The sequence below is a fragment of the Pseudomonas sp. PSPC2-3 genome, from assembly GCF_049898265.1.
GTDB classification, from domain to species: domain Bacteria; phylum Pseudomonadota; class Gammaproteobacteria; order Pseudomonadales; family Pseudomonadaceae; genus Aquipseudomonas; species Aquipseudomonas veronii.
In genome coordinates, this window is record NZ_JAFCXJ010000007.1 from 296,862 (window position 1) to 317,113 (window position 20,252).

At 61.6% G+C, this 20,252-nt stretch carries 21 protein-coding genes and 1 pseudogene; 21 read left to right on the plus strand and 1 reads right to left on the minus strand.

The features are described 5' to 3' along the window. Positions 1–60: 60 nt before the first annotated feature. The 11 genes from ACP7E3_RS17845 to cspE all read left to right on the plus strand — a co-directional run bounded on the left by ACP7E3_RS17845 (position 61) and on the right by cspE (position 7,682). Complete coding sequence (locus tag ACP7E3_RS17845; RefSeq protein WP_201021420.1) at positions 61–1,449, plus strand: flagellar hook-length control protein FliK; 1,389 nt, start codon at positions 61–63, stop codon at positions 1,447–1,449. A gap of 228 nt (positions 1,450–1,677) precedes the next feature. Continuing rightward, positions 1,678–2,178: a flagellar basal body-associated protein FliL gene (gene fliL / locus ACP7E3_RS17850; protein ID WP_017845386.1), complete on the plus strand. Its 501-nt coding sequence runs from the start codon at positions 1,678–1,680 to the stop codon at positions 2,176–2,178. 9 nt (positions 2,179–2,187) lie between these two features. Continuing rightward, entirely contained in the window at positions 2,188–3,156 is a 969-nt protein-coding gene (fliM, locus tag ACP7E3_RS17855; RefSeq protein WP_017845387.1) for a flagellar motor switch protein FliM, read from the plus strand. Positions 3,157–3,212: 56 nt separating this feature from the next. After that, on the plus strand, positions 3,213–3,680 hold the full coding sequence (gene fliN, locus ACP7E3_RS17860) for a flagellar motor switch protein FliN (protein WP_017845388.1): 468 nt from the start codon (positions 3,213–3,215) through the stop codon (positions 3,678–3,680). A 1-nt stretch (position 3,681) separates the two neighbouring features. Then, complete coding sequence (gene fliO / locus ACP7E3_RS17865) at positions 3,682–4,125, plus strand: flagellar biosynthetic protein FliO (protein WP_026139822.1); 444 nt, start codon at positions 3,682–3,684, stop codon at positions 4,123–4,125. Next, complete coding sequence (gene fliP, locus ACP7E3_RS17870; protein ID WP_046382522.1) at positions 4,125–4,868, plus strand: flagellar type III secretion system pore protein FliP; 744 nt, start codon at positions 4,125–4,127, stop codon at positions 4,866–4,868. Before fliO ends, fliP begins: the two co-directional genes overlap by 1 nt. Positions 4,869–4,872: 4 nt before the next feature. Then, positions 4,873–5,142, plus strand: coding sequence for a flagellar biosynthesis protein FliQ (gene fliQ / locus ACP7E3_RS17875; protein ID WP_003175300.1), 270 nt, complete (start codon positions 4,873–4,875; stop codon positions 5,140–5,142). A 4-nt stretch (positions 5,143–5,146) separates the two neighbouring features. Then, the gene (gene fliR / locus ACP7E3_RS17880) at positions 5,147–5,932 is read left to right on the plus strand and encodes a flagellar biosynthetic protein FliR (protein ID WP_057003870.1); all 786 of its coding nucleotides are present in this window, start codon (positions 5,147–5,149) and stop codon (positions 5,930–5,932) included. A 3-nt stretch (positions 5,933–5,935) separates the two neighbouring features. Then, positions 5,936–7,072 (plus strand): flagellar biosynthesis protein FlhB, encoded by a 1,137-nt coding sequence (gene flhB, locus ACP7E3_RS17885; RefSeq protein ID WP_017845392.1) that lies wholly within the window; start codon positions 5,936–5,938, stop codon positions 7,070–7,072. A 161-nt stretch (positions 7,073–7,233) separates the two neighbouring features. Continuing rightward, complete coding sequence (locus ACP7E3_RS17890) at positions 7,234–7,434, plus strand: cold shock domain-containing protein (RefSeq protein WP_057003871.1); 201 nt, start codon at positions 7,234–7,236, stop codon at positions 7,432–7,434. 44 nt (positions 7,435–7,478) lie between these two features. After that, positions 7,479–7,682 (plus strand): transcription antiterminator/RNA stability regulator CspE, encoded by a 204-nt coding sequence (gene cspE, locus ACP7E3_RS17895; protein ID WP_017845394.1) that lies wholly within the window; start codon positions 7,479–7,481, stop codon positions 7,680–7,682. 109 nt (positions 7,683–7,791) lie between these two features. Here the strand turns inward: cspE and ACP7E3_RS17900 are convergent. Continuing rightward, positions 7,792–8,073, minus strand: a pseudogene (locus tag ACP7E3_RS17900) (DUF6124 family protein). 466 nt (positions 8,074–8,539) lie between these two features. Between ACP7E3_RS17900 and flhA the strand changes: the two are divergent. The 10 genes from flhA (at position 8,540) to motD (ending at position 20,224) form a co-directional block, all read left to right on the plus strand. Then, a complete protein-coding gene (flhA, locus tag ACP7E3_RS17905; RefSeq protein WP_057003874.1) occupies positions 8,540–10,654 on the plus strand; it encodes a flagellar biosynthesis protein FlhA in 2,115 nt (704 codons plus the stop codon). 11 nt (positions 10,655–10,665) lie between these two features. Then, a complete protein-coding gene (flhF, locus tag ACP7E3_RS17910; protein WP_046382525.1) occupies positions 10,666–11,982 on the plus strand; it encodes a flagellar biosynthesis protein FlhF in 1,317 nt (438 codons plus the stop codon). Between the two features lie 105 nt (positions 11,983–12,087). Continuing rightward, on the plus strand, positions 12,088–12,921 hold the full coding sequence (fleN, locus tag ACP7E3_RS17915) for a flagellar synthesis regulator FleN (protein WP_003192912.1): 834 nt from the start codon (positions 12,088–12,090) through the stop codon (positions 12,919–12,921). Beyond that, on the plus strand, positions 12,918–13,658 hold the full coding sequence (gene fliA, locus ACP7E3_RS17920) for an RNA polymerase sigma factor FliA (RefSeq protein ID WP_017845400.1): 741 nt from the start codon (positions 12,918–12,920) through the stop codon (positions 13,656–13,658). The genes fleN and fliA overlap by 4 nt, the downstream gene beginning before the upstream one ends. Before the next feature lie 168 nt (positions 13,659–13,826). Beyond that, entirely contained in the window at positions 13,827–14,201 is a 375-nt protein-coding gene (locus ACP7E3_RS17925; protein WP_003192908.1) for a chemotaxis response regulator CheY, read from the plus strand. A gap of 18 nt (positions 14,202–14,219) precedes the next feature. Then, positions 14,220–15,008, plus strand: a complete 789-nt coding sequence (locus ACP7E3_RS17930) for a protein phosphatase CheZ (RefSeq protein WP_017845401.1) — start codon at positions 14,220–14,222, stop codon at positions 15,006–15,008. Between the two features lie 11 nt (positions 15,009–15,019). Further along, a complete protein-coding gene (locus tag ACP7E3_RS17935; RefSeq protein ID WP_426123886.1) occupies positions 15,020–17,281 on the plus strand; it encodes a chemotaxis protein CheA in 2,262 nt (753 codons plus the stop codon). Positions 17,282–17,329: 48 nt separating this feature from the next. Next, the gene (locus tag ACP7E3_RS17940) at positions 17,330–18,454 is read left to right on the plus strand and encodes a protein-glutamate methylesterase/protein-glutamine glutaminase (RefSeq protein ID WP_017849386.1); all 1,125 of its coding nucleotides are present in this window, start codon (positions 17,330–17,332) and stop codon (positions 18,452–18,454) included. Beyond that, on the plus strand, positions 18,454–19,194 hold the full coding sequence (locus ACP7E3_RS17945; protein WP_017849387.1) for a flagellar motor protein: 741 nt from the start codon (positions 18,454–18,456) through the stop codon (positions 19,192–19,194). The genes ACP7E3_RS17940 and ACP7E3_RS17945 overlap by 1 nt, the downstream gene beginning before the upstream one ends. Before the next feature lie 142 nt (positions 19,195–19,336). Next, positions 19,337–20,224 (plus strand): flagellar motor protein MotD, encoded by an 888-nt coding sequence (motD, locus tag ACP7E3_RS17950; RefSeq protein WP_017849389.1) that lies wholly within the window; start codon positions 19,337–19,339, stop codon positions 20,222–20,224. Positions 20,225–20,252: the final 28 nt, after the last annotated feature.

Sequence of the window (20,252 nt, forward strand, 5' to 3'; positions counted from 1 at the left end):
CGACTCTTGCTCTATCTCCTGATACTGCATCCCCGATCCCATGCAGTGGAGACCTTACCTATGCCAGTCGCCCCTAATTCGCTCCTTCAGGCTGCCTCCGCGGCCAAGCCTCAAGCGCCTGCCGCCAATCCACCGGCGGCGGCTGCGGAGCCACGGGATAAGGGCCCTGGCTTTGCTCAGGTGTTCGCCAGCCAAGGTTCGAAGCCCTCGGCCAAGGCCGACGACAACTCGGCCAAACCCACGCGCGACAAGCCGGCCGACGCGAGTGCCAAACCGGTTGCCGGCAACGATAAGCCTGTCGCGAACAACGATAAACCTGCCGCCGGTACGCCAGCGGTTGCCGATAGCGGCAAACCCTTGCCTGCCGACCCGCCGGCCAAGCCGGCCGACAGCGCCAGCAGTGATCAAACTCCGCCTGCCGACCCCGCCCTGGCGCAGCAGCCTGCGGCAGACCCGACGGTTGCGCCGGTGGTTGACCCCGCGTTGATTGTCACGGTCACGCCAGTTGCGGTGCCGGTGCCGGTGCCAGTGCCGGTGGAAACGCCAGCCCCGGCCGCCGCCAAGGATGACAAGGCCCAGCCGCTGGTCACGACGCCGTTGGCAGCGACCGATGCGGCCAAGCCAGCCTTCGATCCCACGGCAGACCCTCTGGACGCCCTGCCGGCGGTACGCCTGGCGATGGAGCAGGGCGGCCATGTGTCGGCCAGCAGCCAGACGCCGCAGAAAGCCGCGCCGACGTCCCAGGACCAGCCGACTGTCGCGCAGAACTTCGCCACGGGCCTGGCTAACATGGTGGATCAGCAAGCCAGCAAGGACAGCACCGACCAGGGCGGCGACAAAGCCTTTGGCGGGTTGATCGAGGAAGGCCTCAAGGATTTGAAGGGCGCCAGCAGCGACACCCGTGTCGATGACTTCGCCAACCGCCTGGCCGCGCTGACCCAGGCCGCCACGCCGAAAACCGCCAACGCGTTGCCGCCGGTGACCAACGCACCGCTGGCCATGCACCAGAGCGGCTGGACCGAGGAAATCGTCAACCGCGTGATGTACCTGTCCAGCGCCAACCTCAAGTCGGCGGAGATCCAGCTGCAACCGGCCGAACTCGGGCGCCTGGATATCAAGGTCAACATGACAGCGGACCAGCAGGCCCAGGTCACGTTCATGAGCGGTCACGCCGTGGTGCGTGACGCGCTGGAAAGCCAGTCCGGCCGGTTGCGCGAGATGTTCGCCCAGCAGGGCATGGGGCAGGTCGACGTCAACGTGTCCGACCAATCCCGCGGCTGGCAGGGCCAGGGTCAGAGCCAACAGCAACAGAACCAGGCGAACGGTGTCAGTGGCCGTGGCGGTCGGGGTGACAACGGCGACGTTGCCGATCACGCCGAAGTGGCAGCGGCCGTCGCGCCGGTGACGTCCACCGTGATCGGCTCCAGCGCCGTCGACTACTACGCCTGATTCAGGGCCAACACCGGCCTGAGTGTGGGAGGGGGCTTGCCCCTGATGATCACGACCATTAAGCCTGACCTGAGTCGATCGCAATCCAAAGGTGGGAGGGGGCAAGCCCCCTCCCACAATGGATCTGTGGCGTGGCCGCTGTCCTGCTCTGCCTGACAACTCTGGCATAACACTTGCTCTTGCCTTTCCGTAGATCTATGAATCCCCGAATAGTGACGGATTATTGGCATGGCGAAGAGCGACGACGCAGCAAAAGCACCTGCAGGCAAGGGTAAGCTCAAGCTTATCCTGTTGATTGTCCTGGCCCTGGTCCTGGCCATCGGCGCCTCCGTGGGCGGCACTTGGTACATCATGCACAGCAGTGCGAGCAAACCGGCGCCCGCCGCCGAAACTGCCAGTAACGTCAAGCAACCGGCAATCTTCGAACCGATGCTTCCGGCCTTTGTCGCCAACTTCAACCAGAACGGTCGTCAACGCTACCTGCAGGTGAGCATCACCTTGCTGGCGCGCAACCAGGCGGACCTTGATGCGCTCAAGGTGCATATGCCGGTGATCCGCAACAACCTGGTGATGTTGTTTTCCGCGCAAAGCTTCGACAACCTGGCCACCCCGGTGGGCCAGGAAATGCTGCGCCAGAAGGTCACTGCCAGCGTGCAGGAAGTGGCCCAGAAAGAGCTCGGCAAAGTGGTGGTCGAGCAGGCGCTCTTCACTAATTTCGTATTGCAGTAGGATCACCACATGGCCGTGCAAGACCTGCTGTCCCAGGATGAAATCGATGCGCTGCTGCATGGCGTGGACGATGGTCTGGTACAGACCGAAACGGCTGCCGAACCCGGCAGCGTCAAAAGTTATGACCTGACCAGCCAGGATCGCATCGTCCGTGGACGCATGCCGACCCTGGAAATGATCAACGAGCGTTTCGCCCGTTACACCCGCATCAGCATGTTCAACATGCTGCGCCGCTCGGCGGACGTGGCGGTGGGCGGCGTGCAGGTGATGAAGTTCGGTGAATACGTACACTCGCTGTACGTGCCTACCAGCCTCAACCTGGTCAAGATCAAGCCATTGCGCGGCACGGCGTTGTTCATCCTCGACGCCAAACTGGTGTTCAAGCTGGTGGACAACTTCTTCGGCGGCGACGGCCGTCACGCCAAGATCGAAGGCCGGGAATTCACCCCCACGGAACTGCGGGTGGTGCGGATGGTGCTGGAGCAGGCCTTCATCGACTTGAAGGAAGCCTGGCAGGCGATCATGGAAGTCAACTTCGAGTACATCAACTCGGAAGTGAACCCGGCCATGGCCAACATCGTCGGCCCCAGCGAAGCGATTGTGGTGTCGACGTTCCACATCGAACTCGATGGCGGTGGCGGTGACCTGCACGTGACCATGCCGTACTCGATGATCGAGCCGGTGCGCGAAATGCTCGATGCCGGCTTCCAGTCCGACCTCGACGATCAGGATGAACGCTGGGTCAAGGCCCTGCGCGAAGACCTGCTGGACGTCGACGTGCCGCTGAGCGCCACCGTGGCGCGTCGTCAGTTGCGCCTGCGGGATATCTTGCACATGCAACCGGGCGACGTGATTCCCGTCGAGTTGCCGGAAGAACTGATCATGCGCGCCAACGGCGTGCCGTCGTTCAAGGTCAAGCTCGGTTCCCACAAGGGCAACCTGGCGCTGCAAGTGGTGGAGCCGATCAACCGGCGTTGAGTCACCCGTATTGATGCACCCCTATTTATGAATGTTTGCTCCGCCGAGGACATGTAATGGCTACCGAACACGAAAACACTTCCGCCGAAGACCAGGCCCTGGCCGACGAATGGGCTGCGGCCCTGGAAGAAACCGGCGATGTCGGCCAGGACGATATCGACGCGCTGCTGGCGGCCGATGCCTCTACTGCGCCGGCCAGTAACCGCCTGCCCATGGAAGAATTCGGCAGCGTGCCGAAGAACAACGACCCGGTGAGCCTCGACGGCCCGAACCTGGACGTGATTCTCGACATCCCGGTGTCGATCTCCATGGAAGTCGGCAGCACCGACATCAACATCCGCAACCTGCTGCAGCTCAACCAGGGTTCGGTGATCGAGCTTGACCGCTTGGCCGGCGAGCCGCTGGACGTGCTGGTCAACGGTACGCTGATCGCCCATGGCGAAGTGGTGGTGGTCAACGAAAAGTTCGGCATTCGCCTGACCGACGTGATCAGCCCGAGCGAACGCATCAAGAAGCTGCGCTGACATGAAGTATTCGATGGCGGGACTGTTGCTGGCGCTGCCATTGAGCGCCCTCGCGGCCGAGCCGGTCGCGCAAGCGGCCGCGGCGGCGGCACCGGTGGTGAGCAGCGGTATCGGCGGTCAGTTGACCCAACTGGTACTGGGCCTGCTGCTGGTGGTCGGGCTGATTTTCGTGCTGGCCTGGCTGATGCGTCGGGTGCAGAACATTGGCCCGGGCAACGCCCAGGTCATCGAGATGATCGGCTCGCGCGCCCTCGGCCCGCGTGATCGGCTGGTGCTGGTGCAGGTGGGCGAGGAACAGATCCTGCTGGGCCTCACCCCCGGCCGCATCACCCCGCTGCATGTGCTCAAGACCCCGGTCAACGTCGCCCCGACCCAAGCCGCCACGCCAGAATTCGCCCAACGCCTGATGGAGTTGCTGGGCAAGGATCAGAAGGATAAGAAGTAATGCGCGTTTTATTGACGCTCATGCTGTGGCTGGCCGCGCCATTGGCGTTCGCCGCCGACCCGTTGTCGATCCCGGCGATTACGCTCGGCACCAACGCGGCCGGGGCCCAGGAGTATTCGGTCAGCCTGCAGATCCTGCTGATCATGACGGCGCTGAGTTTTATCCCGGCGTTTGTCATGCTGATGACCAGCTTCACCCGCATCATTATCGTGTTCTCGATCCTGCGTCAGGCCCTGGGCCTGCAACAGACGCCATCGAACCAGATCCTCACGGGCATGGCGCTGTTCTTGACGATGTTCATCATGGCGCCGGTCTTCGACAAGGTGAACCAGCAAGCCCTGCAGCCTTACCTCGCGGAAAAGCTCACGGCGCAAGACGCCATCGACAAGGCCCAAGGCCCGATCAAAGACTTCATGCTGTCGCAGACCCGCTCCAGCGACCTTGAGCTGTTCATGCGCCTGTCCAAGCGCACCGACATCGCCACGCCGGACCAGGCGCCGCTGACGATCCTGGTGCCGGCGTTCGTCACCTCGGAACTGAAGACGGCGTTCCAGATCGGTTTCATGATCTTTATCCCGTTCCTGATCATCGACCTGGTGGTGGCGAGCGTGCTGATGGCCATGGGGATGATGATGCTGTCGCCGCTGATCATCTCGTTGCCGTTCAAAATCATGCTGTTTGTGCTGGTGGACGGCTGGGCACTGATCATCGGCACGTTGGCCAGCAGTTTCGGCGGAGTGTAGGGCTATGACCCCAGAAGTTGCCGTCGACCTGTTCCGTGAAGCGTTGTGGCTGACCACGATGATGGTTGCCGTGCTGGTGGTGCCGAGCCTGTTGGTTGGCCTGTTGGTGGCGATGTTCCAGGCCGCGACCCAGATCAACGAACAAACCCTGAGCTTCCTGCCGCGCCTGCTGGTGATGCTGGTCACGTTGATTGTCGCTGGCCCGTGGCTGGTGCAAACCTTCATGGAATATATCCTGCAGCTGTACGGCAGTATTCCGCAGTTGATCGGCTGACCGCATGCAATCGCTGCTGGCGTTGACCGACACCCAGATCAGCACCTGGGTGGCGTCGTTTATCTTGCCGCTGTTCCGGGTCACGGCGGTGCTGATGAGCATGCCGGTGTTCGGCACCACCCTGGTACCACGGCGCATCCGCCTGTACTTCGCGGTGGCGATCACCGTGGTGCTGGTGCCGGGCTTGCCGCCGATGCCTGCGGTCAATGCGCTGGACCTCAGTGCGCTGATGCTGATTGCCGAGCAGATCCTGATCGGCTCGCTGCTGGGTTTCTCTCTGCAACTGTTCTTCCAGGCATTCGTGATCGCCGGGCAAATCATCTCGATCCAGATGGGTATGGGTTTTGCGTCGATGGTCGACCCCACCAACGGCGTGTCGGCGGCGGTGATCGGGCAGTTCCTGACCATGCTGGTGACCTTGATGTTCCTGGCCATGAACGGCCACCTGGTGGTGTTCGAGGTGCTGACCGAAAGTTTCACCACCTTGCCGGTCGGCTCGGGGTTGGTGGTCAATCACTTCTGGGAACTGGTGGGGCGCCTCAGTTGGGTGTTGGGCGCTTCGCTGTTGCTGGTGCTACCGGCGATCACCGCGCTGCTGGTGGTCAACATCGCGTTTGGGGTGATGACCCGCGCGGCGCCGCAGCTGAATATCTTCTCTATCGGTTTCCCGTTGACCCTGGTGTTGGGCATGGGGATTTTCTGGATCGGCATGGCCGACATTCTCAATCAGTATCAACCGCTGGCGAGCGACGCCTTGCAGTTCTTACGTGATCTGGCACGGGCGCGCTGAGCCATGGCCGAGAGCGAGAGTGGTCAGGACAAAACAGAAGACCCCACGGAGAAACGAAAAAAGGACTCCCGGGAAAAGGGCGAGATTGCCCGCTCCAAAGAGCTCAACACCGTCGCGACGATGATGGCCGGTGCCGGCGCCTTGCTGATCTACGGCGGCGGCCTGGCGCTCGACCTGATGGAGTTGATGAAACTCAACTTCAGCCTGCCCCGTGAAGTGCTGCTCAGCCCCGGCGCCATGGGGCAGTACCTGCTGCATTCGGGGAAAATCGCGATCCTGGCCGTGCAGCCGATTTTGATCACCTTGCTCCTGGCCGCGCTGATCGGCCCCGTCGCCCTTGGCGGCTGGCTGTTCGCCGCGAGCAGCATGGCACCAAAATTCAGCCGCATGAACCCGGCGGCGGGGCTCAAGCGCATGTTTTCCACCAAGGCGTTGGTGGAACTGCTCAAGGCCCTGGCCAAGTTCATCCTGATTCTGTTCGTGGCCTTGGTGGTATTGTCCTCCGACATCGATGACCTGCTGCGCATCGCCCATGAGCCGCTGGAGTCGGCGATCATCCACAGCGTGCAAGTGGTGGGCTGGAGTGCGTTGTGGATGGCCGCCGGGCTGATCCTGATCGCCGCCGTGGATGCGCCGATCCAGCTGTGGGAAAGCCACAAGAAACTGCTGATGACCAAGCAGGAAGTGCGCGACGAACACAAGGACCAGGAGGGTCGCCCCGAGGTCAAGCAGCGCATTCGCCAACTGCAGCGCGAAATGTCCCAGCGCAAGATGATGGCTTCGGTGCCCGACGCCGACGTGGTGATCACTAACCCGACCCACTACGCCGTGGCCCTCAAGTACGACCCGGAGAAGGGCGGCGCGCCGATGCTGCTGGCCAAGGGCAGCGACTTCACGGCGCTGAAAATCCGCGAAATCGCCGTGGCCAACGACATCCTGTTGCTGGAGTCGCCGGAACTGGCGCGGTCGATCTTCTACTCCACCGACCTCGACCAGGAAATCCCCGCCGGGCTGTACCTGGCCGTGGCCCAGGTATTGGCCTACGTCTACCAGATCCGCCAGTATCGTGCGGGCAAAGGCAAGCGCCCCGATCCGCTCAAGGACCTGCCGATTCCGCCGGATTTGCGGCGCGATTCCTGACGTGCAGCCAAGGTGTCCTCTGGGGCAAGCGGGCTCGCCACATCACTTCTACCGCTTGTCGTTAATTGCCGTCTACCTGTCAACTTTGACAGTAGTCAGCATCGCCTTTTCACGGTTCCATTGCCTCAGGTACTGCGCAGCAAGAGGTCGGAAGTGGGGCAATGCAGCTATTCACAGGTACGGTTAAGTCTTATGACCCGCAGAACGGAAAAGGTTTGATTGCGCTGGACAGCGGGGGAGACGACGTGTCGGTAGATCTGCGCAGTTCGGATGGATGCAAGCTTTCGGAGGGCCAGAACGTGGCGTTTCAGATGATCCATCGACCGGATGGTGTCTATGCATGCGACATCACGCTGATCTGATGTCAGCTGTACAAGTCCTTAATTGAAGTGTGCGGAGAACGACAATGGCAACGGGCACTGTGAAATGGTTTAACGCGGAGAAGGGGTTTGGTTTTATTTCTCCCGACGACGGCAGCACGGACGTGTTTGTCCACTATTCAGCAATCACCGGCACCGGTTTCAAAAGTTTGGAAGAAAATCAAAAAGTGGAATACGACGTGACGCAGGGCCAAAAAGGCCCGCAGGCCGAGAATGTGCGTCCTGTATAAAGATCGCTACTGATAGCATCCCTTCGCCGCGCCCATCAGCGCTCTGTCCCCTTGAAGCAAAAGTTGATCGTTCCCATCGGCGGGAACGATCACTGGGTTGGACGCTTGTCTAGGGTTTACCCAGTTCTGTCTCGGCTGATGGCTCGATGTCATCCAGTACTCGCTCGGCCAATAACCGCGCTACCTCAACCAATTGCGCAATTCCCAGCGCCCCTTCTCACCGTGATCCTTCCAGATCAAAGGCGAAGTCGCAGGTCAGGGCGTGTGCGCAAGCCAGGGTTTCGGTGAGGTTGACCAGCAGGTCTTCGGTGCTGATGCCGTCGATGAGGGTGAACAGCACGGTGGGTGGGGTATTGGTGCCGCGCGAGGGATTTGGGGTTGGTTTAACCATTGTGACGCTCCTGATTTAAGTGGAGCTGCCACTGATCGCCGCGATGCGATGGGGTGGCAGCTGTACGCAGGTTCGCGGACCGGAATCAGGAAACCGGCATACCCGAAGGTATCCCGCGCACAGCCACCATAGCGCCGCACAGTAGACGATAAAAAGGCGTCAACTGAAAGCGGACAATGGCACTTTGCGCCTGAATTTACATGGGCCGCGACGCCCGCCCGCTGCGTTTGCAACGGTGTACGGAGACTAGAGAGCGAGTTTCCTAGGGGCAACCTCAAACACTTGTCGGAAGTTTCGCAACCTCTGCAGGCGAACACTTGTGGCGAGGGCGCTTGCTCCTTAGTCACTGATCCAACTCGGAGAACAAAAGTTGGAAGGCTTCTTGCAATAGCGCCTCCAGGACGCCTCCCGGCGTCAAAAGTTTGCTTCAAGGATGCGAGGAGTACCGGTGGTAGATCGCTCTCAAATGCTCAGCACGGCCCGCAGCACCCTGACTGACCTCTCGCGGGGCAATCTGGGTGTGCCGTTGTTGTTGCTGGTGATGCTGGCAATGATGATGTTGCCGATGCCGCCGTTCCTGCTCGACGTGTTCTTCACCTTCAACATCGCCTTGTCCGTCGTGGTCCTGCTGGTCTGCGTCTACGCGTTGCGGCCGCTGGATTTCGCGGTGTTCCCCACCATCCTGCTGATCGCCACGCTGTTGCGGCTGGCGTTGAACGTGGCGTCGACCCGCGTGGTCATGCTCCACGGCCAGGACGGGCATGCCGCCGCCGGTAAGGTGATCCAGGCCTTCGGCGAGGTGGTGATCGGCGGTAACTACGTGGTCGGTATCGTGGTGTTCGCGATCCTGATGATCATCAACTTCGTGGTGGTGACCAAGGGCGCCGGGCGGATTTCCGAGGTGAGCGCGCGCTTTACCCTCGACGCCATGCCCGGCAAACAGATGGCCATCGACGCCGACCTCAACGCCGGCCTGATCGACCAGAACCAGGCCAAATCGCGCCGCCTGGAAGTGGCCCAGGAAGCCGAGTTCTACGGTTCCATGGACGGTGCCAGCAAATTCGTGCGCGGTGACGCCATCGCCGGCCTGTTGATTCTGTTCATCAACCTGATCGGCGGCATGGCGGTCGGGATCTTCCAGCATGGCATGACCTTCGGCGATGCAGGCAAGGTCTACGCCCTGCTGACCATCGGTGACGGTTTAGTGGCGCAATTGCCATCACTGTTGTTATCCACAGCTGCGGCGATCATGGTGACCCGTGCGTCGGGCTCCGAAGACATGGGCAAGCAGATCAGCCGGCAGATGTTCGCCTCGCCCAAGGCGCTGGCCGTGGCGGCGGGCATCATGGCGATCATGGGCATTGTGCCCGGCATGCCTCATATCTCGTTCTTGAGCATGGCGGCGATGGCCGCCGGTGGCGCCTACCTGTTCTGGAGAAAGCAGAACTTGGTCAAGGTGAAGGCCCAGCAAGAAATCGCGCGCCAGCAGGAACTGCTGCCGTCGCCGGCCCGCGCCCAGGAAACCAAGGAGTTGGGCTGGGACGATGTGACCCCGATCGACATGATCGGCCTGGAAGTCGGCTACCGCCTGATCCCGTTGGTCGACCGCAACCAGGGCGGCCAATTGCTCGCGCGGATCAAGGGCGTGCGCAAGAAGCTGTCCCAGGACCTGGGCTTCCTGATGCCCACTGTGCATATCCGTGACAACCTCGACCTGGCCCCCAGCGCCTACCGCCTGACCCTGATGGGCGTGATCCTCGCCGAAGCGGAGATCTACCCCGACCGCGAGCTGGCGATCAACCCGGGCCAGGTGTTCGGTACGCTGAACGGTATAACCGCCAAAGATCCGGCTTTTGGTCTGGAAGCGGTCTGGATCGAAGTCAGCCAGCGCAGCCAGGCGCAGTCCCTTGGCTACACCGTGGTGGACGCCAGCACCGTGGTCGCCACGCACCTCAACCAGATTCTGTACAAGCACTCCCACGAGCTGATCGGCCACGAAGAAGTCCAGCAACTAATGGGTTTGCTGGCCAAAGCCTCGCCCAAGCTCGCCGAAGAGCTGGTGCCGGGCGTGCTGTCGCTGTCGCAATTGCTCAAGGTGCTGCAGGCGCTGCTGGCCGAACAGGTGCCGGTGCGCGACATTCGCAGCATCGCCGAGGCCATCGCCAACAATGCCGCCAAGAGTCAAGATACTGCCGCGTTGGTGGCCGCCGTGCGCGTTGGATTATCCCGCGCTATCGTACAAAGCATTGTAGGGATTGAGTCTGAGCTGCCTGTGATCACCTTGGAGCCAAGGTTGGAACAAATATTGCTCAATAGTATTCAGAAGGCAGGACAGGGCCAGGAAGAGGGCGTTCTGCTGGAGCCAAGCATGGCTGAAAAACTGCAGCGTTCGTTGATCGAAGCAGCGCAGCGTCAGGAAATGCAGGGCCAACCGGTGATTCTGCTGGTGGCAGGCCCGGTCCGAGCGATGTTGTCGCGGTTTGGACGCCTGGCAGTGCCGAATTTGCACGTTTTGGCTTATCAGGAAATCCCTGACAACAAGCAAGTGACTATCGTCGCGACAGTAGGGCCCAACGGCTGAGGTAGTGGGTTATGCAAGTAAAGCGTTTTTTCGCCGCCGATATGCGTCAGGCCATGAAACTGGTACGTGACGAGCTGGGCGCCGACGCTGCGATTATCGGTAACCGTCGTATTGCCGGCGGTGTCGAGCTGACGGCTGCCCTGGATTACACTCCTTCGGCGCTGGCCCCGCGTGTCCCGAACATGGAGCTTGAAGACGAGCTGCGCAAGACGGCCTCGCGCATTGTCTCGGCCCAGGCCGAACTGAGCATGCGCGGCGACAGCGATGCGACCACCAATCGCCAGTTGTTCGCCGGCCTGCCGCTGACCGCCGCCGAGCCGCTGGTCGAGCCGACGTTCATCGAACCGCCGCGTCCTGCCGCGCCTGCCCCGGCCGCCGCAGTCGACCAGCGTGTGTTCGACTCGATGCGCTTTGAGCTCAACGGCTTGCGCGAGCTGCTGGAAGTGCAGCTCGGTTCGCTGGCCTGGACCCAACTGCAAGGCAGCAAGCCGCAACAGGCCAACCTGTGGCGGCGCCTGCAACGCATCGGCCTGTCCGGCCCGTTGTCCCGCGACCTGCTGGCGCTGACCAGCGAAATCGAAGAACCTCGCCAGGCCTGGCGCATGTTGCTGGCCCACCTGGCGCGGATGATCGTCACCCCGGAACTCGAACCCCTGGAAGAGGGCGGCGTGATCGCCATGGTCGGCCCTGCCGGCATGGGCAAGACCACCACGCTGGCCAAGCTGGCGGCGCGCTACGTGCTCAAGTACGGCGCCCAGAACATCGCGCTGGTAAGCATGGACAGCTACCGCATCGGTGCCCAGGAGCAACTCAAGACCCTGGGCCGCATCCTCAATGTGTCGGTGACCCACGTCGACCCGGGCCAGTCCCTGGCCAACGCCCTCGATCCGTTGCTGCGCAAACGTGTGGTGCTGATCGATACCGCCGGCCTGCAAGCCAGCGATCCGGCGTTGCGCATGCAACTGGAGAGCCTGGCCGGGCGTGGCATCAAGGCAAAAAATTACCTGGTGCTTGCAACCACCAGCCAAAAACAAGTTCTTACCGCTGCGTACCATAGCTACAAGCGCTGCGGCCTGGCCGGATGCATCCTCACCAAGCTCGACGAAACCGCGAGCCTGGGCGAGGTGCTGAGCCTGGCTATCAGTCATGAACTTCCGGTCGCCTACCTGACCGACGGGCCGCGGATTCCGGATGATTTGCATCTGCCGCGCCGTCATCAGTTGGTCAGCCGTGCCGTCAGCGTGCAAATGCAAGAAGAGCCTAGCGAGGAAGCGATGGCCGATATGTTCGCTGACCTTTACCACAACCCGGCAAAGCGGGTGGGTTGAGGCAGCATGAACACCATGAAATGTATCTACATCGATGGTCTGCAAGCGATTCACGCGGCCAAGCCATGTAGCCTGCGTCTAAGCAAGACAAGGTAAAGAATTAAAATGGGCAGCATGCATCCCGTACAGGTGATCGCGGTGACCGGCGGCAAAGGTGGCGTCGGGAAAACTAACGTGTCAGTGAATTTGTCCCTGGCCCTGGCAGAGCTTGGCCGTCGTGTCATGCTGCTGGATGCTGACCTTGGGTTGGCGAACGTTGACGTTTTGCTGGGGCTCACGCCCAAACACACCCTCGCCGATGTGATCGAGGGTCGCTGCGAGCTGCGCGACGTGCTGCTGCAGGGCCCTGGAGGCATCCGCATCGTGCCGGCCGCCTCGGGCACCCAGAGCATGGTCCACTTGAGCCCTGCGCAGCATGCCGGCCTGATCCAGGCGTTCAGCGATATCGGCGACAACCTCGACGTGCTGGTGATCGACACCGCCGCCGGGATTGGCGAGTCCGTGGTCAGCTTCGTGCGCGCCGCGCAAGAAGTCCTGCTGGTGGTCTGCGATGAACCCACCTCGATCACCGACGCCTACGCCCTGATCAAACTGCTCAACCGCGACTACGGCATGAACCGCTTCCGCGTGCTAGCCAACATGGCCCAGAGCCCGCAGGAAGGACGCAACCTGTTCGCCAAGTTGACCAAGGTCACTGATCGCTTTCTCGATGTCGCCTTACAATACGTCGGCGCAGTTCCCTATGACGAGTGTGTACGCAAGGCCGTGCAAAAGCAGCGTGCGGTCTACGAAGCGTTCCCTCGTTCGAAATGCGCGTTGGCGTTCAAGGCTATTGCTCAGAAGGTCGATACCTGGCCGTTGCCCGCCAACCCTCGGGGGCATCTGGAGTTTTTCGTCGAGCGATTGGTGCATCAGACGAGCGCAGGACCGGTGCTATGACAGCCAGCGGCTATAACCTTTACAAAAATTCGGCACGTGACCGTCAGGGCGAATTGATCGAGCGCTATGCGCCGCTGGTCAAGCGCATTGCCTATCACTTGCTGGCACGCCTGCCCGCCAGTGTCCAGGTCGAAGACTTGATCCAGGCCGGCATGATCGGCCTGCTCGAAGTATCGACCAAATACGACGCGAGCAAGGGTGCGAGTTTCGAGACGTATGCGGGTATCCGTATCCGTGGCGCGATGCTCGATGAAGTGCGTAAAGGGGATTGGGCGCCGCGTTCGGTACACCGCAATACGCGCATGGTCAGTGACGCAATTCGTGCAATTGAAGCAAAAACCGGTCGCGACGCTAAAGATCACGAAGTTGCGGCCGAACTCCAATTGAGTCTCGACGATTATTACGGGATTTTGAACGATACCTTGGGCAGCCGCCTGTTCAGTTTCGACGACCTGTTGCAGGACGGCGAACACGAAGGGCTGCACGAGGACGGCGCGAGTGCTCATCTCGAACCGTCGCGCGACCTGGAAGATGAACGCTTTCAGGGGGCGCTGGCGGACGCGATTGCCAATCTGCCGGAGCGTGAGCGACTGGTGTTGGCGCTGTACTACGACGAAGAGCTGAACCTCAAGGAAATCGGTGAGGTCCTGGGGGTCAGCGAATCGCGTGTCAGCCAGCTGCACAGCCAGTGCGCAGCCCGCTTGCGGGGACGCCTGGGAGAGTGGCGCGCGCGCTGACAGGCAGTGTGGGGACACTGCAGACACTACCGCGAGGCCCTTGGTTTTCGCGGGTGAGTTTCGTGGTGCCCTGGGCAGTCCTTTTTGTGTAACGCCTGTTGATTGAAATGGCGCGTCCAGGTGCTGGACGCGTTTTAAGACTGCTTGGAGGTCGAATTGGACAAGAACATGAAAATCCTCATCGTTGATGACTTCTCAACGATGCGGCGGATCATAAAAAACCTGTTGCGTGACCTGGGGTTCACCAACACGGTCGAGGCGGATGACGGCCTTACGGCGATTCCGATCCTCAACAGCGGGAGCATCGACTTTCTGGTAACCGACTGGAACATGCCCGGCATGACCGGTATCGACTTGCTGCGCCATGTGCGCGCCGATGAAAAACTGCGCAGCCTTCCCGTGTTGATGGTGACCGCCGAAGCCAAGCGTGAGCAGATCATCGAAGCCGCCCAGGCCGGGGTCAACGGCTACGTGGTCAAGCCATTCACTGCATTGGCCTTGAAAGAGAAGATCGAAAAAATCTTCGAACGCATCCACGGCTAATGCCATCGCGGGGGAGCTATGGAGCATAAAGAAACGTCACAGGGGGACTTTGAGTCGACCCTGAAAAAGCATGCTCACCAACTGGTCGAGAGCCTTGAAAAAGGCCAGTTCGGCGACGCGGTGCAGTTAATCCATGAGCTTAACCAGACCCGTGACCGCGGCCTGTATCAGGAAGTGGGCAAGCTCACGCGCGAGCTGCACAGTGCGATCGTCAATTTTCAGATTGACCCGCACATGCCCCAGGCTGAAGAAATTTCGCAAATCACCGATGCCACTGAACGCCTGTCCTATGTGGTCAGGCTGACTGAAGCGGCGGCCAACCGCACCATGGACCTGGTGGAAAACGCCACGCCCCTGGTCAACGGCATGGCCAACGAAGCCCAGGCCCTCAGCGTTGACTGGGGCCGCTTCATGCGTCGGGAAGTGGGGGCTGAGGAGTTTCGTGAGTTGGCCCGTCGGGTCGAGGGTTTCCTGTCGCGCAGCGAACAGGACAACCACACGGTGTCCAGCAACCTCAATGACATTCTGCTCGCCCAGGATTACCAGGACCTCACCGGTCAGGTGATCAAGCGTGTGACCCAATTGGTCACTGAAGTGGAAAGCAACTTGCTCAAATTGGTGCTTATGGCAGGCCAAGTCGATCGTTTTGCCGGCATCGAACATGACCGCGAAGCGATCCTCTCGGAAAAAGATCCACAAAAACATCTCGCCAAGGGTGAAGGTCCGCAGATTCATGCCGATAAACGTGAAGACGTTATGTCAGGTCAGGATGACGTAGATGACCTGTTATCCAGTTTAGGCTTCTAAGGAGCACACCCATGAGCTTCGGCGCCGATGAAGAAATCCTTCAGGATTTCCTTGTAGAGGCCGGCGAAATTTTAGAGCAACTGTCCGAACAACTGGTCGAGCTGGAAAGCCGACCGGATGATGCGAACCTGCTCAATGCAATTTTTCGCGGTTTTCACACTGTAAAAGGGGGCGCCGGCTTCCTCCAGCTCCATGAGCTGGTGGAGTGCTGCCACATCGCCGAGAACGTGTTCGACATCCTGCGCAAGGGTGAGCGTCACGTTGATTCGGAGCTGATGGACGTGATTCTCGAAGCGCTGGATGCGGTCAACGGCATGTTCAGCGAAGTTCGCGAACGTGCCCCGATCACCGCAGCCACCCCGGAACTGCTGGCCGCCCTGGCGCGCCTGGCGGAACCTGCCGACACCGCGGCCGCGCCGGTGGTGGAAGCGGCTCCGGAGCCTGTGGTCGAAGCCGAAGCGGATGTCACCGACAGCGAGTTCGAGCAACTGCTCGACTCCCTCAATGCGGTCAAGGCCGAAGCCGAAGCGCCGCAAGCGGTCGCTGCAGTTGCCGCGCCCGCCGCGCCGACCGGCGAAGACATTACCGACGCAGAATTCGAATCCCTGCTCGATCAGTTGCACGGCAAGGGCCAGTTCGCTGCCGACGCCGTTGCACCTGCGGCTGAGGCGCAAGCACCTGCGAGTACCTCGCAAGTTCCGGCAGCCACCGCCGCCGCCGGCACCGACATTACCGACGACGAATTCGAAGCGTTGCTCGACCAGTTGCATGGCAAGGGCTCCTTTGCTGCCGATGCCTTGCCGGAAGTCGCCGCAACTGCTGCCGCACCAGCTGCTGCGGCTGCCGCTGCCGCACCTGCCGGCGACGGGCTGATTTCCGATCACGAATTCGAAGCCCTGCTCGACGAACTGCACGGCAAGGGCAAGTTCGCCGAAGTGGCCGCTGGCGCTGCGGCGACGGCAGCCCCGGTGGCGGCCAAACCGGCACCGGCCAAAGCCGCGGCCCCTGCTGCCGCCAAGCCGGCCCCGGCCCCGGCTGCCGCAGCTCCTGCCGCTGCCGCGCGTGCCCCGGCCGCCGCCGCGGCCGACAAGCCTGCCAGCGAAGCCGAAACCACGGTGCGTGTGGATACCGCGCGCCTGGACGACATCATGAACATGGTCGGCGAACTGGTGCTGGTGCGTAACCGCCTGGTGCGCCTGGGCCTGAACAGTGGCGACGAAGCCATGCAGAAGGCCGTGTCGAACCTCGACGTGGTCACTGCCGACCTGCAGACCGCGGTGATGAAGACGCGGATGCAGCCGATCAAGAAAGTCTTCGGTCGCTTCCCGCGCCTGGTTCGTGACCTGGCTCGCCAGCTCAAGAAAGAAATCAACCTGGAACTGGTGGGTGAAGAAACCGACCTCGACAAAAACCTTGTCGAGGCCCTGGCCGACCCGCTGGTCCACTTGGTGCGCAACGCCGTCGACCACGGCGTGGAAACCCCGGAAGAACGCGAAGCCGCGGGCAAGTCCCGTAACGGCAAGGTGATTCTGGCGGCGGAACAAGAGGGCGACCATATCCTGCTGTCGATCACCGATGACGGCAAAGGCATGGACCCGGCGATCCTGCGCGGTATCGCCGTCAAGCGTGGCGTGATGGACAAGGATGCCGCCGACCGCTTGACCGACACCGAGTGCTACAACCTGATTTTCGCGCCGGGCTTCTCGACCAAGACCGAGATTTCCGACGTGTCGGGCCGTGGCGTGGGCATGGACGTGGTGAAAACCAAGATCAGCCAGCTCAACGGTTCGATCAATATCTACTCGACCAAGGGCCTGGGCTCGAAGATCGTCATCAAGGTGCCGTTGACCCTGGCGATCATGCCGACCCTGATGGTGATGCTGGGCAACCAGGCCTTCGCTTTCCCGCTGGTCAACGTCAACGAGATCTTCCACCTCGACCTGTCGCGCACCAACGTGGTGGACGGCCAGGAAGTGGTGATCGTGCGCGACAAAGCGTTGCCACTGTTCTACCTCAAGCGCTGGCTGGTCGCCTCGGCCGCCCATGAAGAGCAGCGCGAAGGCCATGTGGTGATTCTCTCCGTGGGCACCCAGCGCATCGGCTTTGTCGTCGATCAACTGGTCGGCCAGGAAGAAGTGGTCATCAAGCCTTTGGGCAAAATGCTGCAGGGAACCCCGGGCATGTCGGGTGCGACCATCACCGGTGACGGTCGTATCGCGTTGATTCTCGATGTTCCGAGCATGCTCAAGCGTTACGCCGCACGGCGTATTTGATTCTGGTGGGGCAGGGCGGTATTGCCTGCCCCGCCTAACGGAGTGTTTATGGTAGTCAAGGTCCTGGTGGTGGACGATTCGGGTTTCTTCCGCCGCCGCGTCTCGGAAATTCTTTCCGCCGATCCAACGATCCAGGTGGTCGGCACGGCCACCAACGGTAAAGAGGCGATTGATCAAGCCATTGCGTTGAAGCCGGACGTGATCACCATGGACTACGAGATGCCGATGATGGATGGCATCACCGCAGTCCGACACATCATGCAGCGCTGTCCGACCCCGGTATTGATGTTCTCCTCGCTGACCCACGAAGGCGCCCGGGTCACCCTGGATGCGCTGGACGCCGGTGCGGTGGACTTCCTGCCGAAGAATTTCGAAGACATCTCGCGCAACCCCGAGAAGGTCAAACAGATGCTGTGCGAGAAGGTCCACAGCATTTCGCGCAGCAACCGTCGCAGCCTGTTCAGCGCCCCGGCGCCTGCGCCGGTCGCGGCTCCGGCGGCACCCACCAGCACGGCGTTCGGTCGCCCGGCGCCGGCAGCGGTTGCCCGGCCTGCCGCGGCACCCGCGCGGGCACCTGCGCCAAGCGCCCATTCGCCGGCGCCGAAACGCAAGGCCTACAAGCTGGTTGCCATTGGTACTTCGACCGGCGGCCCGGTTGCCCTGCAACGGGTCTTGACCCAACTGCCGGCCAACTTCCCGGCGCCGATCGTGCTGATCCAGCACATGCCCGCCGCGTTCACCAAGGCCTTCGCCGAGCGCCTGGACAAGCTGTGCCGCATCAGCGTCAAGGAAGCCGAGGATGGCGACATCCTGCGTCCTGGCCTGGCGCTGCTGGCGCCTGGGGGCAAGCAGATGATGGTCGATGGCCGTGGCGCGATCAAAATCCTGCCGGGCGATGAGCGCCTCAACTACAAACCCTGCGTGGATATCACCTTCGGTTCGGCAGCCAAGTCCTACGGCGACAAAGTTCTGGCGGTGGTGCTCACCGGCATGGGCGCCGACGGTCGCGAAGGCGCGCGCCTGCTCAAGCAGGGCGGCAGTGCGATCTGGGCCCAGGACGAAGCCAGTTGCGTGATTTATGGCATGCCGATGGCCATCGTCAAGGCTGAGCTGGCCGACGCGATCTACAGCCTGGACGATATCGGCAGGCATTTGGTGGAGGCCTGCCTCTGATGGATGTACTGAGTCTGATCGGCATCACCATGGCGTTTGTCGCGATCATCGGCGGCAACTACCTCGAAGGCGGGCACCTCGGCGCCCTGGCCAACGGCCCGGCGGCGCTGATCGTGATCGGTGGCACCGTCGGCGCGGCATTGCTGCAGTCGCCCTTGAGTTCGTTCAAGCGTGCCATGCAGATCCTGATCTGGATTATTTTCCCGCCGCGCGTCGACCTGGCCGGTGGCATCGACCGCGTGGTCAACTGGAGCCTCACCGCACGCAAGGAAGGCCTGCTCGGCCTGGAAGGCGTGGCCGATGCCGAGCCCGACAGCTACGCGCGCAAAGGCCTGCAATTGCTGGTGGACGGCGCCGAGCCGGAGGCGATCCGCAGCATCCTGGAAGTGGATTTCTACACCCAGGAAAGCCGCGATATCAACGCCGCCAAAGTCTTTGAAAGCATGGGCGGCTACGCGCCGACCATCGGCATCATCGGTGCGGTGATGGGCCTGATCCACGTGATGGGCAACCTCGCCGATCCGTCGCAACTGGGCAGCGGCATTGCCGTGGCGTTTGTCGCCACCATCTACGGTGTGGCGAGTGCCAACCTGGTGCTGTTGCCGGTGGCCAGCAAGCTCAAGTCGATTGCCCTGCGCCAGTCGCGTTACCGCGAAATGTTGCTCGAAGGCATCCTGTCGATTGCCGAGGGCGAGAACCCGCGCTCCATCGAATTGAAGCTCCAGGGCTTCATGGATTGATGTACATGAAACGTGTAGGAGCGAGCTTGTTCGCGAAAATCGTCAACGATGACGCGGGCATTTTGGACGAACGCGTTGCTCTCGGATTTTTCGCGAGCAAGCTCGCTCCTGCAGGTGATTCGTTTTGCGGAGGTAATCGTCTGTGAGCCGTCGCCGTCGCGAGCCTGAAGAACACGTCAACCATGAACGCTGGCTGGTGTCCTACGCGGACTTCATCACCTTGCTGTTCGCGTTTTTCGTGGTGATGTACTCCATCTCGTCGATCAACGAAGGCAAGTACAAAGTCATTTCCCAAGCGCTGATCGGCGTGTTCAACGACGCCGATCGTTCGCTCAAGCCGATCCCCATCGGCGAAGAGCGGCCCAAGACCGTGACCCCGGCCAAGCCGCTGGTCAACGACAGCGATGAGACCTCCGCCGGCATGGGCGGCACCGGCGACCCGCTGAAAAGCATCGCCGACGATATCAGCGCCGCGTTCGGCGACTTGATCAGCTCCAACCAGATGACCGTGCGCGGCAATGAGTTGTGGGTGGAGATCGAGCTCAATTCGAGCCTGCTGTTCGCCAGCGCCGATGCCATGCCCAGCGACCAGGCGTTCACCATCATCGACAAGGTGGCGGCGATCCTCAAGCCGTTTGAAAACCCGATCCACGTCGAAGGCTTCACCGACAATATCCCCATCAGTACCGCGCAGTACCCGACCAACTGGGAGCTGTCGTCGGCCCGGGCGGCGAGCATCGTGCGGATGCTCGCGATGCAGGGCGTGAACCCCGGTCGCCTGGCGTCGGTCGGCTACGGCGAGTTCCAGCCGGTGGCCAATAACGCCACGGCGGAAGGCCGCGCCCGCAACCGCCGGGTGGTGCTGGTGGTCTCGCGCAACCTGGATGTGCGCCGCAGCCTGACCGGCACCGGCACGGCAAATGCAACCCCGGACGCGGCATTGAAGCGGGCTGGCACACAAACTGCACCGGCCCTTGCAAAGCCGCCGGTACGGCAAAGCTCCGTCAATTCTCCGTCACCGGCTCAATAACCTATGCACTGTCTCGGTCGCGCCTGTG

Excerpts from the sequence above, each read along its gene's own strand:
- ACP7E3_RS17845 (WP_201021420.1), top strand. The coding sequence starts at position 61 with ATGCCAGTCGCCCCTAATTCGCTCCTTCAGGCTGCCTCCGCGGCCAAG.
- fliL (WP_017845386.1), top strand. The coding sequence starts at position 1,678 with ATGGCGAAGAGCGACGACGCAGCAAAAGCACCTGCAGGCAAGGGTAAG.
- fliM (WP_017845387.1), top strand. The coding sequence starts at position 2,188 with ATGGCCGTGCAAGACCTGCTGTCCCAGGATGAAATCGATGCGCTGCTG.
- fliN (WP_017845388.1), top strand. The coding sequence starts at position 3,213 with ATGGCTACCGAACACGAAAACACTTCCGCCGAAGACCAGGCCCTGGCC.
- fliO (WP_026139822.1), top strand. The coding sequence starts at position 3,682 with ATGAAGTATTCGATGGCGGGACTGTTGCTGGCGCTGCCATTGAGCGCC.
- fliP (WP_046382522.1), top strand. The coding sequence starts at position 4,125 with ATGCGCGTTTTATTGACGCTCATGCTGTGGCTGGCCGCGCCATTGGCG.
- fliQ (WP_003175300.1), top strand. The coding sequence starts at position 4,873 with ATGACCCCAGAAGTTGCCGTCGACCTGTTCCGTGAAGCGTTGTGGCTG.
- fliR (WP_057003870.1), top strand. The coding sequence starts at position 5,147 with ATGCAATCGCTGCTGGCGTTGACCGACACCCAGATCAGCACCTGGGTG.
- flhB (WP_017845392.1), top strand. The coding sequence starts at position 5,936 with ATGGCCGAGAGCGAGAGTGGTCAGGACAAAACAGAAGACCCCACGGAG.
- ACP7E3_RS17890 (WP_057003871.1), top strand. The coding sequence starts at position 7,234 with ATGCAGCTATTCACAGGTACGGTTAAGTCTTATGACCCGCAGAACGGA.
- cspE (WP_017845394.1), top strand. The coding sequence starts at position 7,479 with ATGGCAACGGGCACTGTGAAATGGTTTAACGCGGAGAAGGGGTTTGGT.
- flhA (WP_057003874.1), top strand. The coding sequence starts at position 8,540 with ATGCTCAGCACGGCCCGCAGCACCCTGACTGACCTCTCGCGGGGCAAT.
- flhF (WP_046382525.1), top strand. The coding sequence starts at position 10,666 with ATGCAAGTAAAGCGTTTTTTCGCCGCCGATATGCGTCAGGCCATGAAA.
- fleN (WP_003192912.1), top strand. The coding sequence starts at position 12,088 with ATGGGCAGCATGCATCCCGTACAGGTGATCGCGGTGACCGGCGGCAAA.
- fliA (WP_017845400.1), top strand. The coding sequence starts at position 12,918 with ATGACAGCCAGCGGCTATAACCTTTACAAAAATTCGGCACGTGACCGT.
- ACP7E3_RS17925 (WP_003192908.1), top strand. The coding sequence starts at position 13,827 with ATGAAAATCCTCATCGTTGATGACTTCTCAACGATGCGGCGGATCATA.
- ACP7E3_RS17930 (WP_017845401.1), top strand. The coding sequence starts at position 14,220 with ATGGAGCATAAAGAAACGTCACAGGGGGACTTTGAGTCGACCCTGAAA.
- ACP7E3_RS17935 (WP_426123886.1), top strand. The coding sequence starts at position 15,020 with ATGAGCTTCGGCGCCGATGAAGAAATCCTTCAGGATTTCCTTGTAGAG.
- ACP7E3_RS17940 (WP_017849386.1), top strand. The coding sequence starts at position 17,330 with ATGGTAGTCAAGGTCCTGGTGGTGGACGATTCGGGTTTCTTCCGCCGC.
- ACP7E3_RS17945 (WP_017849387.1), top strand. The coding sequence starts at position 18,454 with ATGGATGTACTGAGTCTGATCGGCATCACCATGGCGTTTGTCGCGATC.